The organism is Flavobacterium sp. (assembly GCF_031423415.1).
In the GTDB taxonomy this organism is placed as follows: domain Bacteria; phylum Bacteroidota; class Bacteroidia; order Flavobacteriales; family Flavobacteriaceae; genus Flavobacterium.
Window position 1 is genome coordinate 1 of record NZ_JANPFL010000013.1, and the last position, 19,686, is coordinate 19,686.

Consider the following 19,686-nt stretch of genomic DNA (forward strand, 5'->3'; position numbering starts at 1 on the left):
GGTTTTAAAACAAGAATTTTAGCTAAAATAACAGCTTTAACTTTGGTGCAATTCATCAATAAATTTATTTTTGAGAGACCAATCAATAATATTAAAACGCAAATAATTTAATTACACCCAACGGGTTATTATTATTTTAAAATAAAAAAGCCTTAACCCAATTAAAATACTTGGAATAAGGCTATTTATGTTTTTGTAGCTCGTTGTTTTACCCTTTTATTTTCAACTTCATACCTGGTTGTAAGTTTTCATCCTGTATGTCGTTCTGTTTTTTAATATCGGCAACAGTGGTGTTGTGTTTTTGGGAAATACTGTACAATGAATCTCCTTTTTGAACTATGTACAATCGCACCTCATCGAAAGCAGCTTTTCTTCGGCTTTCCTTTTGGGTTTCGGCAATGGTTTGTGATTGTTTTTCTATGGTTAGCTTCTCGCCTACTCTAACATTGTTGTCTGGCAGTTTGTTCCACAATTTTAAATCAGCAATAGTCACTTGGTTCACTTCGGCTATTTTGGTAATATTGTCGCCTTTTTTTACGGTATAAAATGTAATTTCCGGAGTTTTTACTTGCGTTTCATTTGCCGAAAGTTGTAAAACATCGCCCAACTTAACATTATTATCAATTAAGTTGTTCCATTTTTTTAAATCGGAAACGTAAAGCTTGTTTTCTTTAGCAATTTTAGTCAAATTGTCTCCAGCTTTTACAATGTATTCTTTAGTTTCAGTTGGCTTTTCTGTAACAATTTCTGATTTAATTTCAGTAGGAATAACTTTTGTCGGTACTTTTTTGTCTGCTTTTTGAGCAATCTTTATGGTTTTCTCCGAAAGGATTTTCAGCTTGGTTCCTGCTTGTACTTTATTGCTTCTTAATCGGTTCCAAGACTTAATATCGGACATTGTAACATTGTATTTGTCGGCAATATCACTCAAATTATCACCACGCTTCACCTTGTGGATTTTGGTTTTGGTAATCGTTTTGGTGTTTGATATTGCTTCAGCTAACAATTGTTCATTGGCTTTACTAGCAACAACGGTGGAATCTTTAATTACTTTTGGTTTGGCTTCAAATGGTCTTTCGCGTTGGCGCTCATTGTAATTTACATAAGCATACATTTTATCTTCATTGGACGTGAAAATCGCAATCTTATCTTTTGGCAATCTTAAAAAATGAGTTTCCTTAGTAATATAAGGAATCACTTTCATTTTATAAGATGGATTCAAAAATTCAATTTCCGAAACTGGCATGTCCAACAATTCCGAAATTTGTGCAAACGACATTTTGGCTTTCACCGCTATAGTATCTGTTTTCAAATGATTTACAATGGCTTTATTAGGAACTATTCCGTGTTCTTTATGGTATTCAAAAATGTACATTGTGGCTAAAAAAGCCGGAACATATCCTTGGGTTTCTCTTGGTAAATGTTTCTTGATATTCCAAAAATTTTGATAACCTCCAGAGCGTCTAATCGCTTTAGAAACATTTCCTGCACCTGAATTATAGGATGCTAATACCAATTCCCAATCGCCAAAAATCTTATACATTCCTTGCATGTAGCGTCCTGCAGCATCACTCGCTTTCAATGGATCGCTGCGTTCGTCAACATAGGAATTGATGTTTAGTTTGTATTGCTTGCCTGTTTCGTACATAAATTGCCACAAACCGGTAGCTCCCATTCTTGAAACTGCTTTTGGGTTTAATGCCGATTCTACAATGGCAAGGTATTTTATCTCCAAAGGCACATTGTATTTTGCCATAGCTTCTTCAAACATTGGGAAATAATATTGCGAGACACCCATTAGTCTTTCAAAGGACTTCTTTCTGTTTTTAAGAAACGATTTGATTATATTTTCTAACCCAACGTTGTATTCGATGTTAAAAGGCGATTTTTCGTCCATTAAACGCAGTCTTTCTTTCAAAACCTCGGTTGGTAATTCATAATCGACTGTTTGGTCTAAATTGATGTTTTTTATGTCCGAAATTAAGTCATTATACACTTTTTCTGTCGATAAATCTTGCAACCAAAGACTATCCACACAAGTTGACATGTCATCAACAATGTAAGTGGTTTTTAAAGAATCTAGAAACGAAAGTTTAATTTCTGGTTTTTTTACAGAATCTGTAACTACTTGAATTTGTGACCATGAGCATACAGAAGCCAAGAAAATTATGGAAAATATGGAGGTGTTTTTAATCATGGTTTTAGGTAACAAATTAATAATCAATTATTTGTGGGACAGCAAACATAGAAACTAAAAACGAAGAAAGAGTGAAAAAATTGTTAAAAGTGAAATTTTAACTTAAAATAGCTGCAATTCCCGGAAGCGTTTTTCCTTCTAACATTTCAAGCATAGCACCGCCACCAGTAGAAACATAACTCATTTTATCCTCAAAACCAAATTGTTTCACGGCGGCAACACTGTCGCCACCGCCAACAAGAGAAAATGCTCCGTTTTCGGTTGCTTCGGCAATAAAATTACCCAACTGAATGGTTCCGTTGGCAAAATTTTTCATTTCGAAAACGCCTAAAGGGCCATTCCAGAGTATGGTTTTGGATTTTAGAATTACTTTTTTGAAGTTTTCTAACGATTTTGGTCCAGCGTCTAAACCTTGCCAACCGTCAGGAATATGATTTACATCGACTATTTGTGTTTGTGCATCATTAGCAAAAGCATTGGCAGCAACAACATCTATTGGAATATGAATTTGAACGTTTTTTTCTTTTGCTAAACGAAGAATTTCGAGTGCTAAATCTTGTTTGTCATCTTCGGAGATGGAATTTCCTATTTTTCCGCCTAATGCTTTAACAAAAGTAAAGGTCATGCCACCACCAATAATCATGTGGTCCACTTTGTCTAAAATATTTTCGATAACCGTAATTTTAGACGAAACTTTACTTCCTCCTAAAACTGCGGTAACGGGTTTTTGACTATTTTGAAGTACTTTATTCAAACTTTCAATTTCTTTGGCTAACAATGCGCCAAAACATTTGTTTTGAGGGAAAAACTTAGCTATAATTGTGGTCGAGGCATGCGCCCTGTGTGCTGTTCCAAAAGCATCGTTTACATAAATATCACCCAATTGGGAAAGTTGTTTTGCAAAATCAACATCGCCAGCTTCTTCTTCGGGGTGAAAACGGAGATTTTCTAGCAATAACACCTCGCCTGATTTTAAATTTGAGGCTGCATTTTGAGCAACATCTCCTATGCAATCTGATGCAAATTTTATAGGAATATTTAATACTTCAGCTACTTTATTTACAATATGTTTTAATGAAAATTCTTCTTGAACTCCTTTTGGTCTTCCTAAATGAGACATCAAGATTACACTTCCACCATCGGATAAAATTTTATCAATAGTAGGTTTTGCAGCTTCAACTCGAGTCGCATCGGTTACCTTAAAATTTTCGTCTAATGGAACATTAAAATCTACTCTTATAATGGCTTTTTTATCCTTAAAATTGATGTCGAAAATTGTTTTCATTATAAAAAATTTATGCTAATAGTTTACTTCGGTTTGTGTACATGGGCAGTTGCTTACGCCTTGTAAGAAATCAAATCCTAGCGTTACCATGTGCGTTCCAGAGTTATAGTTGGAAATTTGATTTAGGATCATTTGGTAAGAATAACCAAAATAAAAACTCCCTTTTTTAATACCCACCATTGGTCCTAAATTTAAAGGCTTAGCTGGTTGGTCGTTTAAGAAACGATAGGAAAGTCCAGCCCAAACGTAGCCTGTTCTTTGATTGTCTAACCAACGGAGTTTCATATTTAAATCGGTACTGGAACGACCATCACTTTCAAAAAACTGGAAATAACCTGAAGGTTCCCATTCTAATCTTGCATCGCGATCTGATTTATAGGTATAACCTGAATAGATTTGATAATTACGAAGCAAATTAGGCTCTATTCCTGTAAACTTATCAACATCTTTAGCTAAAAGGTTACTCGCGTTTACACTGGCAAAAAAACCTTTATTTCGATACAAAAACCCTACATCGAAGTTGTTGTTTGAAGTATATCTATCGTTTAAGATACTTGGATCAAAAATATTTTGCTTGAACTTATCGGTTTCAATTCGGAAATAATTTAAATTAAAAGAAATACCAAAGGACATGTATTGCCTAGACGGATAATCTAAAATAATATGGTGAGCAAATGACAATTTAGCTCCCGATTGACGGGTAAATCCGTTTTTATCATTGTACAATGAAATTCCTAATCCTGACTGATCGGCAATACGAAAATCGGCATACAAAGCTTGGTTACTTGGTGCATCTTTTATTCCAACCCACTGCATTAATCCGTTGGCTCTAATTCTAAAATTATCACCAATTCCTGCAAATGTAGGCGAAATAACAAACTGATTGTCTGCCAAGTATTGCGTAGCCACAGGTAAATTAAGCTCTTGCGCCTGATTTTTAGCAAAGGAAATCAGAAATATAGCGACTATAAATTTTTTCATTTTTACTATTTTATATAGAGAATTCATGATTTGCTATTATTTAGGTTATCTGTACAAGGTAAAGTGACCCACGTATTCATCACTGTTTTTACCATCAATACGAATTACGTACCAATAATCTCCAGATGGCAATTCGCTTCCGTTGTATTTACCAAACCATTTTTCTCCTTCTCTTAAAGTGGCAATTTCTCTACCGTATCTATCGTGAACTATGGTTTCAATATTCTTATAATTCTCGGTATTTGTTGGTCCCCAACCATCATTTGTTCCATCGCCATTTGGTGTAAATACTTCAGGAATAAATATTGGAATAAACACTTTGTATTTGGTAATGGTAGCAGTACATCCATTGCTGTCGGTAACTACTATCGTGTAAGTGCCAGTTTGGGTAATTACATAAATATTACTTGTTCCCGATTGAAGCACGGTGCCACCTATACTAAACTCATAGTTTACATAGTTCCCAGAACCTCCAGAGGCTACAGCTACAATTTGGTTTAAACCACCATTGTTAGCTACGACTGTTAATGGAGCAACGGCATCTATAGTAAATGTAACAGTTTTAATACAATTGTCAATTTGAACATCTACAGAATGTAATCCAGGTGTTAAATTAGTAAATACATTGTTTAACGTGTCTGGAGCACCATCAAGTGAAAATAAAGCCACTTGACCCGCTGGATTGCTAGTTACATTAATTGTTACAGAATTGGCTGATGCGTTATTCACACAGTCATAATTTACATCCGGGAAAGCAGTAAAGCTAGCTCCTTTTACAATATTAGCTTCAAAACCAATTCCACAACCATTAGCATCTGTTACAGATACTTGATAAATAGCTACGTTACCTGGTAAATTATTGAAAGTATATGAAGTATTTCCAAGTGGTAAAGTAACTGGTGTTCCATTTACTGATCCAACAACATAACTTATAGTGTAAGGTGGCGTTCCACCAGAAATATTATTTATAGTAAATGAACCATCGTTAGCGTTAGCACAAGTTTCACTTATTATTGCTGTTATTCCAGCCAACAATGGTGCTGGTTCAGTAATATTTCTATTCAATTGAACAAAACAACCATTGTTATCTTGTACTAAAATTGTGTAATTACCTACTGGTAAATTACTAAATACATTTGTTGTAAAAAACTGATTCAAGATAGGTGAAATAGCATATCTGTAAGGAGCAGTTCCTCCTGCTGGATTTACAGTAATAGAACCTGTACTTCCAGCATTACAAAGTACATTTGTAATCGCAGTGCTAGCACTTAGAGCAAGAGTTGGCTGTGTAATTATAATATTCAAAGGTGCTACAATACAATCGCCACTAGTAACTGAAACTGAATAGTTACCCGCTGGTAAGTTATTAAATACTCCAGAAACTTGATTTGCAATGTTAACTGGACCAGTTAAAGTATATAAATAATTTCCTAATCCTCCCGTAGCGTTAACTGTAATTGATCCGTTGGCATCACCAAAACATTCTACAATTAAATCTGATGAAACTAATGTTAAAGCTAATGGAACTAAAGGTGTAACTTTTATATCATTAGATTTAAAGCTTTCACAACCATTCGCATCTCTAACATAATAACTGTGTGTTCCTACTGGGACATTAATAGTTATAGTTGGATTAAATGTACCTGGTAAATAAGTAACTCCATCTAAACTATAACTGTATGGTGGTGTTCCGCCAGCACCTGTTAAGGTTAATACAGATTGATTGTTACAAGTTTGAGCAGTTGTTAATACTACATCGGCGGTAACTACAGCTGGTTGACCAATAATGATAGCTCCAGAGGTAAATTCACAATTAAACCCGTCTCTGATAGTAACAGAATACGTTCCTGCTCCTAATCCTGAGAATACTGGGTTAGTTATTGGTCCAGAACTAGACGTTGGTACCGATGTATTAAGTGTGTAAGTATAATTACTTCCTTGACCACCAATTACGTTTGTAATGGTAATACTTGCATTAGTATCTCCAAAACAAGTTACTGTTGGTGCGCTTGCGGTTACCGTTGCAGCAATTGGTGTTGGATTTACCAAAGGCATATTTATTGGCACAATACAACCTCTAATATCACGGACGTTTACAGTATAGTTTCCTTGTACTAATCCTGTAAAATTAGGATTGGTGCTGTAACCCACAATTTGTGTTGCCCCAAGCATCAATTGGAATTCGTATGGTCCGCCCCAACCTCCTGTTGCAGAGGCTGAAATGGTTCCGTTGTCATTTAACGGCACACACGTAATTGGCGTGCTAGTAGCAGTAATTACTAAAGCAGCAGTTGGTTGATTTACAGTAAAGTTTTGAGAAACCAAACAGAATGGATTATTTGTCAATGTTACGTTAGCCGTATATATACCCGCTGGCAATCCAGTAACTGTAAGTGGTCCAGCTGTTGGATTATTTCCAGAAGCTACAGTAACACTTAACGCGTCAACAATTGTGTAAGAGAATGCTCCTGCATCATTTGTTGGTGTTGAATCGTTATCAATTATAGTAATATTAGCTGTTCCATTATTTCCTCCGAAACAAGTTACATCTACAATATTATTAATTTGTAAATCAAAAGTATTAGGGTCAAACACATAGTGAATAGTTTGAACGCTACATCCAGTTGTTGTGTTGGTAACAGTTACCAAATAATCCCCAATTGTTAATCCTGTAAATACTGGAGAGGCTTGTGTAACCAAATAAGGATTGGCTCCAAAACCATCAACTGTATAACTGTAAACTGGTGCTGGACCTCCTGTGGTTGTTACACCAATGGTAATCTCTTCATTAGTCGTACAAGTAATCGGATTTGTAACCGTTACTGTAGGAGTTGAAATACTTATAAATGGATTGATAACTGCAGTTGTTGTTCCAATACATCCATTGGCATCAAAAACGTTAATAGTATACGTTCCTCCAGCAATATTTGCAGTAGAATAGGTATTGCTAGTTCCAGATTGAAGGATAGTTGCACCTAAAATAAATTGATAATTGGTATAAACTCCTGATCCCCCAGTTACACCCGTTATTTGTATAGTAGCCAGGTTGTTAGTATTACTTGGTGGCGTACATCCAAATTGAGTGATTGGTGCTGCTGGAACAACAATTGGTGCTGGTTCGCCAACGATAATATTCGTTTGTGTAGCGGTACAAGCTCTACCTGAAGTTACTAAAACCGTGTAAGATCCAGCTGGAAGTCCAGTAAATACATTTGAATTCTGAGTTGGTCTTAGTTGTGGACCAGCTGTTATTGCATAAGTATAAATAGGATTGTCGTTAGATGCTGGTAAGTTAACCGTGATAATTCCATCAGTTCCTAAATTACAAGTAACTGGTGTAACCGTAGTAGTGAAAGTTACTGGAGTAGGAACTCCTAAAGTTACTGGAACTACTCTTGTACATAATGTGAAAGTATCCGTTACTGTAACATTATAAGTACCTGCTGGTACATTTGAAATAACATTTCCTGCAATTGTACCAACTGGTAGCGCAATTGTATAGGTGAATGGTCCAACACCTCCTGTAGTAGTCATCGTAATAACACCATCATTGTTGGCACAGGTTGGCAACGCAGTTACAACTGGTGTGCTATTAATAGGAGCATAAGTAGTAATAGAAGCTGTTGCAAAACAACCATTTCCATCTCTAATTGTTACGGTGTAAGGTCCTGGAGCAGTAACTATAAAAGTTGGAGACGATTGGAAACCAGCTCCTATAGAATAAGTTAATGTTCCAACTCCAGTTCCTGTTGCTGTGAAAGTATAGGAGTTTCCAGTAGAAGTACACTGATTTGCTGCAAATGGTGGTAATGTTACTGTTGGTAATGCATCTGTACTTATTGTTACATCAATAAAAGTGAAGCAACCTCTTGAATCACTAACATAAACATCCCACTGTGTGTTGATTGATGGGTTTAAAGTAGCTGTATTTGATGCTGAATATCCCACCGGGAAAGCTGGCGCGGGGAATCCGTCTTGTACAAACGCATATTGATATCCTGGTGTTCCTCCAGCTCCATTTACAGTTACTTGCGCTCCTATATTACAGTTGGCATTAACATTAGAAATTAATATTAATGAAACTGGTGCTGATGGTGAACCAACAGTTACAACATTCGAAGTAATAACACAGAATGGACTTGCAGCTTCAGTAACCTGAACGGTATAACTTCCAGCACCCAAACCAGTAATAACTAATGGATTTGTTGCTGTATTACCAGATCCTGATTGCACTGGAACCACACCACTAAAGACAGTATAATTATAAGTTCCTGTATAACCCGAAACATTTATGTTTATTGATCCATCTGCGTCTCCAAAACAAGTTACTGGTGTTACAGCGTTTGCTACAACATTAATGTTATTAAATGGCGCAACGGTATAACCAACAGTTGCAAAATTACAACCTGTAGTTAGATCATTCACTTGGAAAAAGTAAGTTCCTGGAGTTGGTAAATTGAAACTATTAGATAGTTGAACCGCTCCAGATGGTAATAATTGATAATTATAATTCCCTGAACCACCCACAGCAGCTATAGAAACTACTTCTGGATTGGTACAAGTAATAGCAGTTGTTTGTGTAACTGCTCCGCTTGTTATTTGTTGTAAAGGATTTACAGAAATTACTTCCGTATCTATACAACCGTTGGCATCTTTTACGTAAACAGTAAAGTTTTGAATCGCTCCATTGTTTACAATATTGAAAGTATTTGTTGTGAAATAATTTATACCATTAATACTATAAGTGAAACCTGCTGTTCCACCTACTCCTGAAACGGTAATAACAGCAATATTAACTGAATTGTTAGCCGCACAAGTAAAGGCTGTAGCAGAAGCAGAAGCAACAAGAACACTTGGTTCTGTAATTGTAGCGGTACCTGTTGTAGAACAACCTCTTCCTGAATTTACTTGAATAGTATATGTGTTAGCTGCTAAACCTGTAAATACATTTGAGTTTTGAACTGCACCTGGTACTGGTAAAATTATTTGATATGTATAAATTGGATTATTATTTGAAGCTGGTAAATTAACCGTTATAATACCATTCGAATCACCATTACAAATAACATTATTAACAGAAGTTGTAAAAGTAACTGGTGTAGCTGCACCTAAAGTTACTGTAACAACTCTAGTACATAAAGTTGTCCCATCAGTAGCTGTAATGGTGTAAGTATCTGCTGGAAGACCAGAAATAACATTACCTACAATAGTTGCACTTGGAGGATTTGGTGAAATTGTATAATTAAATGGTCCTGTACCACCAGTACTTGTTAAAGTCACAACACCATCATTGTTCGCACAAGTTGGCAATGCCGTGATTACTGGTAATGTAATAATTGGAGCTAAAATAGTAACGCTAGCTGTCATGCCGCAACCATTGAAATCTCTAATTTCTACAGTATGAGCACCTGAAGAGAGGTTAGTATAAGTAAACGGTGCGGTTTGTGTTACAAAAGCGCCACCGTCCAAACTATAAGTATAAGGTCCAACTCCTGGTGTAGTTAAAGTAACATTTATTGAATAATTCCCTTGAGTTCCTGCACATTGATTCGTTATTGCTAATGCAATTACTGGCGATGGATCTAATGGTAAAGCAATTGGGATTGAAGTAATACAACCAAACGCATCTTTTACATAGGCAACATAATTACCTGAATCTGCATTGATGGTATTTAAAGGATTCCAACCTGGTGAAATAGCAATAGGGGCTGGTAATAAATTTGAAATAATTTGATAGGTATATCCTCCTGCGCCACCTTGACCAATCGCTGCAATTTGACCAGCCAATGGATTACAATTGTCATTTTTAATTACTGAAGCTGTTATGCTTAAAACTACAACCGATTGTGTAACTGTAAATGTAGCCGAAGCATTATTACAACCTGTAAATGGTCCATTATTTTCAGTAAATAATATATAATAAATTCCAGGTCCTAAGGGTCCAACATTTGGGACATTTACAGCAGCACCAGATAAACCTGTTAAAGTAACCGGTGGAGCAACTGATGTATTGGTTTGGGAGTTAAATATTTGATACGTTACCGAAGTACCCCCATAGTTATTAAAAGTAAAAGTAACATTTGCATCAGCATTTCCAGCACAAGTTACGTTATTCACAACGTTGATAGTACTGGTTAAATTTGATAAAGGTGGAATAGCAGTAGCAGCTTGTTCAAAATAATAACAACCACTTATGTCATCTCTAACAACAAAAGTATATAAAACTCCTGGTATTAAACCTGTAAATGTATAGCTTGAAGGCGATCCACTTCCTGGAAAAAATGTAGAAGCATATGGTGGTACTGTTAAATCATAAATTCCAAAAGAGTATGATGAGCTTACTAATGCGCCACCAACAGTAACAACTGCTGTTCCCCCTGCGGCACAAGTTGCAGGTGGTGTGGTTATACTAATATCTAAATCTGTTGGAGGTGAAGATATTATAATACTTGGTGATGTTGTAGTACAGCCATTCGCATCGGTTGCACTTAAAACATAAATACCGTAATTTAAAATAGTAAAAGTATGGCTTAAACTAGAAGTTGGTCCAAATGTTTGAGTTGCTGGAACAGTATTACTTACTAAAGTATATATATAAGGCCCTACACCTCCTGCAACAGTATGAATAGTTACTGAACCCAATGCTGTTCCTGTAGCAGTACAAGTAATTGGCACAACTGTATTACCAAATGTAATAGGTGCTGGTTGAGAAATTACAATAGTTTCAGTATCTGTACAAGAATTAGCATCAGTGATAGTGACTAAGTAAGTTCCTGCTGGTAACCCAGAGGTTTGTGTTCCGTAATTTACAGAAGTGGTTGTGTTTAATACATTAATTATAATAGATCCTGCTCCAACAGTTGGATCAATATTAACGTTTATAGATGCCGTTGAACCTCCATTACATAAAATTTGTGAGCCTTGCGTTAACGAAGTTATTAATGGCAAAGATAATGGCGCAACAGTAACTATTCCTGATTGAACAGTACATCCTCTTACATCTGTAATTAAAAATTGATAGGTTCCTGAAGTTGGTGTAGAAAAAGTAAAAGTACTACCCACTATTGGAATAAATGCTCCTGTAGAGTTAACTTGATAAGTATATGGTGAATAACCTCCAGAAACTGTTCCTGAAATTACTGCATTTGGACTGGCAGTACAATCTAAACCTTTGGTCAAACCAACAGAAATATTTAATTGTGGCTCTATAGTTTGTGCTGGTAAAATAAATATACAACCTAAATCATCTCTTACTGTAATAGTATATACGTTTGGGGTTAAATTCGTAAATGTATTACCATTTTGAAATGGTTGTCCATTAATACTGTATTGATAAGGTGCAACACCACCAGATGCTGTAACTATTAAAGTTGCTGCATTGATTGTATCATAACAATAATCTGAAGCTACTGCTATTACTGCTGTTGGTGCTACTGGAGTGGTTAAAGTAAAGGTATTTGAAACCACGCATCCATTAGAATCAGTTGTGGTTACTGTGTAAGAACCTATTGCTGAAATATTGGTAAAAGTATTGCTTCCTTGAGTCACTACAGGACCAACTGGTGGCGTTAATGTATATACATTTCCACCCCATCCGCCAACGGCATTTACCACTACTTGTCCGTTTGCCAAACAAGATATTGGTGTTACAACTATTGTTGATGATAGTGCCACCGTTGGCTGATTAACAATTACAGTGGCTGTTGCAGTACAATTGGTTGCAGTATTGGTCACAACTATTGTATATGTATTTGCTATTAAACCAGTTAAATTTATTGGGGACGTTCCTGTTCCCATTGCCGTTCCGTTCAAAGTATAAGTAAAACCAGTTGTATTGCCAACAGTAAAGGTAACAGCACCCGTAGCCGTTCCAAAACAACGCACATTAGATACTAAAGTTCCATTAACAGTTAAAGGTGGTATAGGCGCAATAACGTATGTTTCCTGATAAGAGCAATTATTTCTATCTACCACATTAAATACATAAGTTCCAGGAGGCAAATTAGGAAATACACCCGATGATTGTAAACCTGTTGCATATAATGGAGGAGATAAAATTTGGAATCTAATTGGTGGAGTTCCACCTGAAGATGGTGGTAAATTTACATTTACTGAAACTGTATTTGCCGGACATGATAAACCTGCCCCTACAATATTAAATGTTAAATCTCTTGGTGGATTTAAAGATGGAATTACAACTGGAGCTGTATTTACGGAGCATCCAGAGGAATCAAATACCGTAAATATGTAAGTCCCAGAAGCTGAAACAACATAGGTATTACCTCCTAAATTAGTAGTGCCTAAAAAATAAGTGTAACCACCAGTTCCACCAGAAGCATTAATTGTGATTAAACCATTTGTTGTACAAGAATATTCTGTAGTAATAACGGTATTGCCTACAATTGGTGTAGGCTGTCCTATAATAACTGAACCTGTAAATTGACAACTTTTGCTATCTCTTACAATGTAAGGATAAGTTCCTGCAGCTAATCCACTATATGTTGTGGTTGAAGTGAATGCACTTCCATTAAAACTAATAGTATATCCAGATGTTCCAGAGCTTGGAACAATCGTAACACTTCCATTTGATAATCCGTTGCAGGTAACATTGGTAATGGTTGTAGTTGCTGTTGGATTTACAATTGGATTAATGGTAATGATGTTTGAAAGTGCAATACAACCTCTATTATCAGTAATTTGAAATTGATACGTACCAGCATTAGCCGTTGATATCACTAACGGTGATGCAACAAATGGATTCGTATTAAAAGAAACTTGAACCGTATAGGGAGGATAACCGCCAGTAACCGTTCCTGTAATCGTTGCATTTGGACTTGCGGTACAATCTAAATCTTTAGTCAATACAGCCGAAACTAGTAATTGTGCATTTATAGTTTGCGCTGGTAAAGTAAATGTACAACCAAAATCATCCCGAACTATTATCGTGTAAGTACTAGGAGTTAAGTTGGTAAATGTATTATTTGTTCCAAATGGACCCGCATTAATACTATATTGATAAGGTGCAACACCACCCGAAGCAGTTACCACTAAAGTCGCTGCATTGGTTCCATCATAACAAAAATCAGAGGCTACATCTATAACAGCTGTTGGTGCTGTTGGTGCTGTAATTATAATCGTGGTGTCAACTGGATCTGTACAAAGATTAATATCTCTTGTAGTTACAATATAAGTCCCTGGGGGAATATTAGTAAAAATTGGACTGTTTTGATAAGGTACAATTATAGCTGGAACCAAATTACTCAATTGGTATTGGTAAGGTCCTGTTCCACCTGTTGCAGTTGCTGTAATAGTTGCGCCAACCAAACAAGTAGCTGGTGTAAAAGTTGCTGAAGTTACTAAAGCTGCTGGAGCAGAAATAACTTGTGTAAAAGGGAAAACACAAGCAGTATTGGCTGGATTACTATCGTATCTTATTCTAATATTATAGGTTGCATTGGTTAAACCTGTAATAGTTACTGGTGAAGTTAAAGAGGTTGTCCAAGTTGTTCCACCATCAGTACTATATTGAAAACCTGTTGGTGCAAAATTCTGTGCAGCAATAGTAATAGTTCCATTGTTAGCACCAGCACAAGTTACATTAGTTACGCCAGTTACTTGCGCTGCAAATGCTTGGTTACAATCTATATTTATTGGGAAAACTCTAGTAGTTACACAAGCAATTGGAATTTGAAATACATTAATATCATCGATAACTACATCATTACCGCTTGTAACAGCAATATTCGATCTAATTACAAAACTTAAATTTGTATTTGGACCAGGGTTTAATGTCAAGTTATAATTTATCCAAGCATTTGATTTTGGAATATTACCTGTATTACTTGATGCAATAATTGATTGTGAAGGTAAACCTAGATCCCTTACTAATTGTATGGTTAAATCTGGTGGACTTTGAGTATTTCCTGGATCAATTCTTAAAAGATTTGCTGCCCACAATGAAACATTAATAGCTTGATTAGGAATAATGTCTGCGATTGGTTTTGTATATAAAATTCCCCCTACGCCTGCTACTCCACCAATATTTATGGCTAAAAACCTACCGTTTGGATTTGTACCATTACTAGTATGGTCTAAAAATGAAAACCAAGCCCCAAAAGGAAATAATATTCTTTTTGTAACACTATAATCACCATCGTTAATTTGTGGTCCACCTCTACACCAAAATGCTGCGTTATTTATCTGTCTTTCAAAACAATAAGCCGGATTTATACCTGGTGATGTTGTATCATTTCCTAAACCAAAATCTTCAAATAATAGATTACTAAAAGTTGGAATATTAGTAGCTAAATAATTTACTGTTACATTGTGTGGTCCACAAGGTACATTTGCAAATACATTATTGCTTGGAGGTGTATTTGGAACGCCATCTAACAGATACGTGTAAGCAAAACTTCCACCATTATTATTTACTGTTACAGTGCTAGTTGCATTTCCTGTACAGGCAAATACTGCTGGACTAACCACTATTGTTGGTGCTGCAGGAGCTGGATCGATAGTTACTGTCATTGGAAAAACGCAAAGGTTTGCATCTCTAATGTAAACTGTATAAGTTCCAGGTAATAAAAAAGCAGTATTTGCAGGTCCATAAGTGCCACCACCATTAAAACTATAAGAATAAGGGGAAACTCCTCCTTGAGGATTTATAATTCTAACTTGACCTTCACCCAATGGACCACAACCTGCTAGTTGAGAAACTCCTGCAGATGCAGTTAAGGTTGCTGCTGGTTCTGTAATTGTTATAACTACAGGAGTAGTGGTACAAACATTACCCGATAATGTATATCGAACAATAATATCGTATGTGCCAGCAATTAAATTTGAAAAAGTTGAACTAGCACTATACGTTACTCCATTGTCAATACTATATTCTACAGTATATCCATTGGCGTTGGTCATAGTGAATACTATCTGACCCGTATTGTTTCCGTAACATAAAACGTTAGTTTGAGAAACGGTGTAAACTGGAGGAGGATTATTTGTAACGGTTATACAAACATCTATAAAACAGTTGTTATTATCTACAACTCTTATACAATATATACCTGCAGTAGGAACTGGAATATTTGGATCACTTACTGAGGGAGCTCCATTAACAATATACTCATAAGGTGCTGTTCCACCCAGTGGATAAACCGTTATTTGCCCATCAGTACACGTTAAAGGAATTGTTATTGCAGCAGTAGCTGTTAAAACTGGTGGATTTATAATTTGAAAAGCTCCATTGCCCAAACAGCCATCTTGAGAGGTTACTGTATAGGTATAGTTTCCAGGATTTAAGTTGCTAAATGTTTGGGTGTTTGATGCAATTGGACCAAAAGTGTTAACTAGTGTTCCAGAAGGACTTTGAAAAACGCTAAAATTGTATTGCGGTTGAACATCATTGGCAGCTAAAACTACACTACCTAGATTTCCGTTACATAATGGTTGTGAAACTATCGCTGTTGCAGTAAATGCTCTGGTTCTTATTGATAAATCTGGTACAGTAAATACACAACCATTTGTAACTCCTATTTGTCTAATATAAACAGTATAAGTTCCTGCTGCTAATACTGGATAAGCTGCATTAGGAAAAATATTTGATGGTTGCCAAGGTCCTGCGGCAGATAAACTATATTCGTAACCAGCAGGCACATTGTTAACTGTTATTTGTCCTGGTGTTGTACAAATAATGTCTCTAACTACTGCGGTAGGTGCTAATAAATTTTGATAAGCATTAAAGTAAAATACTCTAAAACAACCTCCTGCAAAGTTTATTGTTACTCTATATTGTCCTGGTCCGTTTACTAAGTAATTTGGTCCTATTCCCACTTGAGTCCAGGTACAAGAAGGATTTTCGTTTGCACAATTAGCAATTGATGCCGCACAACTTGCTTCGTTTAGTCTATCCCAAACTATAGATAGTGCACCTGCAATACTGGTGGTTATTAATTGACTATCATTAGCACCACAAAGGAAAATATAAGGCAGTTCTTTACCATCATTTCCACAAATAACTACTTGGTCAGCTACTGGAAGAGCTGGATTGGTAAGTGCTCCGCCTACAAAAGGTATAACTGTGTATATTTCCTGAATTGTTAAACACGGCGCTATTGCTGTATTAATAGAATAGTAAGTTCCAGTGGCAGTAACTACAAGTGTTTGTCCCGTTCCAATAACAGGGATGCCGGTTGGACTTGTTGACCAAGAATAACTATTATAACCCGCAGCTGCAGTTAATGTTACGTTTGCACCACAAAGCACTTCTGTTTTAGTAAAAACACAATCATCTACTCCCGCTAAAAAGTTAGTTGGTGTAGGTGCACCATTGTTACAAAGTGAGAAAGTAGACAAACTTGGATCGTTTGTAATCTGTTGCGTATTTAAAGCCCCTTGATATGTTGCAAAAGCTTGATTTTGAATTCTGTTTTCACACGCATCACTCAATTGATTACATTGAGAAACAACAAAAACTTTAATTCGAATTTCGTATCTTGGATCATTAATTTCAACTAAATTATTAGGTATAGTAAAAATTAATTCTCTTGTAACTGCATTGTAGGTATATGTTACGCCAGGAGGTAAAATTAAATCCGCAGGATTAAAAACAATATTTATTGGTAATATATCTCTTATTGTAAATGAATTGGTTGCATCATTTCCAATGTTTTGAAAACCAATTACGTAGTTAAGTTCCTGTCCTAATGTTACGTTTCCACCACCAATATCTACTCCTGCACTATTTTGAACAGTTTTGGTCAATACAACTACAGGCTCAATTATTTCTACTGCAAATGTTGCAATATGGGTACTGTATGCGTCGCCTGATGAAGTTACTCTTAGTGTTGCGCCTGTTTCTCCATTTGGAATGACTGCATTTAATGGATTGTTGACTGCTACAATATCCATGTCAAAACCCAGGGTGTTTGTACTGGCTGGATTTCTGTTTAATACGGAAACATTATTGTTTGTAATGGATGAATTAAAGAAATTTGTAACAGGGTTTAATGTATTTGAAAGTGCAGTAAAAGGGATTACAGAATTTGATTTTATTCTAAAACTATCACCTGTAAGTCCTAAATCTCCTTCAAGTGTTACCGCACCAACTGTTGCTCTAACTGGTAGTGGGTTTGGAAGTGTTTGAAATCCATTTACATTAAAATCAACTGGTGGAAAAGCTGTGTCAATTGCTGCAAAACCATCAAAAAGGGAAATATATTTACTTGATAAATTATTACTTTCATAAACAATTACCATAGTCCATCCTCCACAAGATCCATTTCCTCTTGCGCCTTTTGAGGCTCTCATATTGGCTATTGCGTAAGTTCCGTTTGCATCTGCCAAAGAAGTAACTAAATTAGTTACATTTTTATAACAAACATAAGGCGAATCTTTAAAAGAATTTGTTCCTCCAATATTTGGATTTCCACCTGGATAAAAATTATAACCATTAAAAATAATATCATCTTCGTCTCCTACTGGGTCTGCTGCATTATCAGCAGTTAAATCTACATAGGCACCTCCAGGAACTTTAAACTTTACTTGGTTAAAATCATTAAATCTAGGTGTACTTGTGGGATTTCCTTCTTGATAATTTCCGCTTGTTCTTGTACGATCATATGGATAGGTAGCAGTCCAATATAATCCTGCATAAATAATTTTTTTACAACTGCTAACAATATTCAAATCTGCTGTACTCGAGCTGAAAGTAGATGCATCCCCATCGACATCTATATATTCAAAATTTATTCCGTTATTATTTGCAGTTCCAGTGTATGAAGTATTTGCTTGTGTAGTTAATAATGGTAAATTTGTTACATTTCCAGATGCATCAAAAGTTGGAGCGGTTGTTGTTCTTCCTAAAATTGGATTTCCAACATATACAATATCACCCTTTATTTTAACATTTCCTCCTGTTAATCTTGGAGTAAAAGGCACCATAGTTTGTGCAGATATTTCTAGCATACTAGCAAGAAATATACTTAATATCAATAAGTAATTTTTTAATTTCATGGGGACAAAATTTTAAAATTTAATAATTTATAAAGTTATCTATTTTTTATTAATTAACAATTTATTAAGAAATAAAAAATAGATACCTTTTTGTTTGTTTATTTTCCAACTTTAACTACAACCATTTTTCCATTATATGGCTTGTTTCCTTTGTTTTGTACAGATTGATTTGCTTCTTCAATAGAATCAAATTTCTCGTAATAAATGTAATATTTACTTTGGCTTTGATCGTAGAAGAAATCTATATTGTTTTCTCCAGCTGCAATTGCTTTTGTAACAAATGCATCTCTTTTGGTTGTATCTCTGTGTGTGGCTATGATTACATAGAATCCTGGCGTTACATTTTCAATTTTCTTAAGGATTTGCATTCCCGACTGTTCATTGTCACCGTAATCAAAGTCCTCTGGTTTGAATGTTTGATTGCTTTTGGTTGTAGTTTCCTTAATACGTCTTAAAGTTTCTCTGTCTTTATTGTAAACATCTTTTTCACTATCAAAAGTAGCACGTTTGATTCTACGTGTTTTCTCAATATCAACTAATGCTTTAATTCTTTGTAATTCAGATAGTAATTCAGCATTTTGTTTGTCTGTTAAAGCTTTGTCTGCTTTTAATTTTTCTAAACGTTTTTGGTAATCCAAATTAATTGCATCGTTTTTATTTGGTACTTTTTTCAATCTTTCTTTATAGGCATTTTCGGCTTGATTGATAAAGTTTTGTTGTGTAACTGCGTTTTCGTTAATTTCTAACTTCAAAGCATCTAGTTCTCTATTGGCATCTATCGAGCTCTTGAAAGCTTTTGGTGCCGATACAATACCTTTATCATTCAAGTCATTTTCGTTAATCATATCATTAAGCTCTTTTCGTTTTTCGGCTTTGATAGATTCCAATCTTGCTAGCGATTTCTCTTGATTTTTAGTTGCATCTTCATTCAACTGGATCATATCATCCAATTGTTTGTCGGAAGCTGATTTTAAGGCTAATAATTCAGCGTCTCTTTTAGCTTTCTCCGCTTCTGCATCAGCAATAGCTTTTGCTTTAGCATCTGCTGCAGCTTTGGCATCCTCTACTTCTTTTACTTTACGTAATCTTTCTGCTTCGGCATCGGCTTTAAGTTTTGCATCGGCAATCGCTTTTGCATCGTTTGCTTCTTTAAGTAAACGTTGTTTTTCGGCTTCGGCATCAGCTTTAACTTTGGCGTCTGCTACTAATTTAG

At 35.6% G+C, this 19,686-nt stretch carries 4 protein-coding genes and 2 pseudogenes; 1 reads left to right on the top strand and 5 read right to left on the bottom strand.

Features of this window, described 5'->3' with window-relative positions; all coding sequences use genetic code 11:
- Positions 1-111: pseudogene (locus RMO83_RS01320) on the top strand (IS982 family transposase); the annotation flags it as partial.
- Between the two features lie 97 nt (positions 112-208).
- On the opposite strand, the gene RMO83_RS01325 reads toward RMO83_RS01320, so the two are convergent.
- From RMO83_RS01325 to RMO83_RS01345, 5 genes and pseudogenes are all read right to left on the bottom strand, one after another.
- On the bottom strand, positions 209-2,197 hold the full coding sequence (locus tag RMO83_RS01325; protein ID WP_310557866.1) for a LysM peptidoglycan-binding domain-containing protein: 1,989 nt from the start codon (positions 2,195-2,197) through the stop codon (positions 209-211).
- Between the two features lie 97 nt (positions 2,198-2,294).
- Entirely contained in the window at positions 2,295-3,482 is a 1,188-nt protein-coding gene (locus tag RMO83_RS01330; protein WP_310557867.1) for a phosphoglycerate kinase, read from the bottom strand.
- A gap of 15 nt (positions 3,483-3,497) precedes the next feature.
- On the bottom strand, positions 3,498-4,463 hold the full coding sequence (locus RMO83_RS01335; protein WP_310557868.1) for a type IX secretion system membrane protein PorP/SprF: 966 nt from the start codon (positions 4,461-4,463) through the stop codon (positions 3,498-3,500).
- Positions 4,464-4,508: 45 nt separating this feature from the next.
- On the bottom strand, positions 4,509-18,473 hold the full coding sequence (locus RMO83_RS01340) for a T9SS type B sorting domain-containing protein (RefSeq protein ID WP_310557869.1): 13,965 nt from the start codon (positions 18,471-18,473) through the stop codon (positions 4,509-4,511).
- A gap of 98 nt (positions 18,474-18,571) precedes the next feature.
- Positions 18,572-19,686: pseudogene (locus RMO83_RS01345) on the bottom strand (hypothetical protein); the annotation flags it as partial.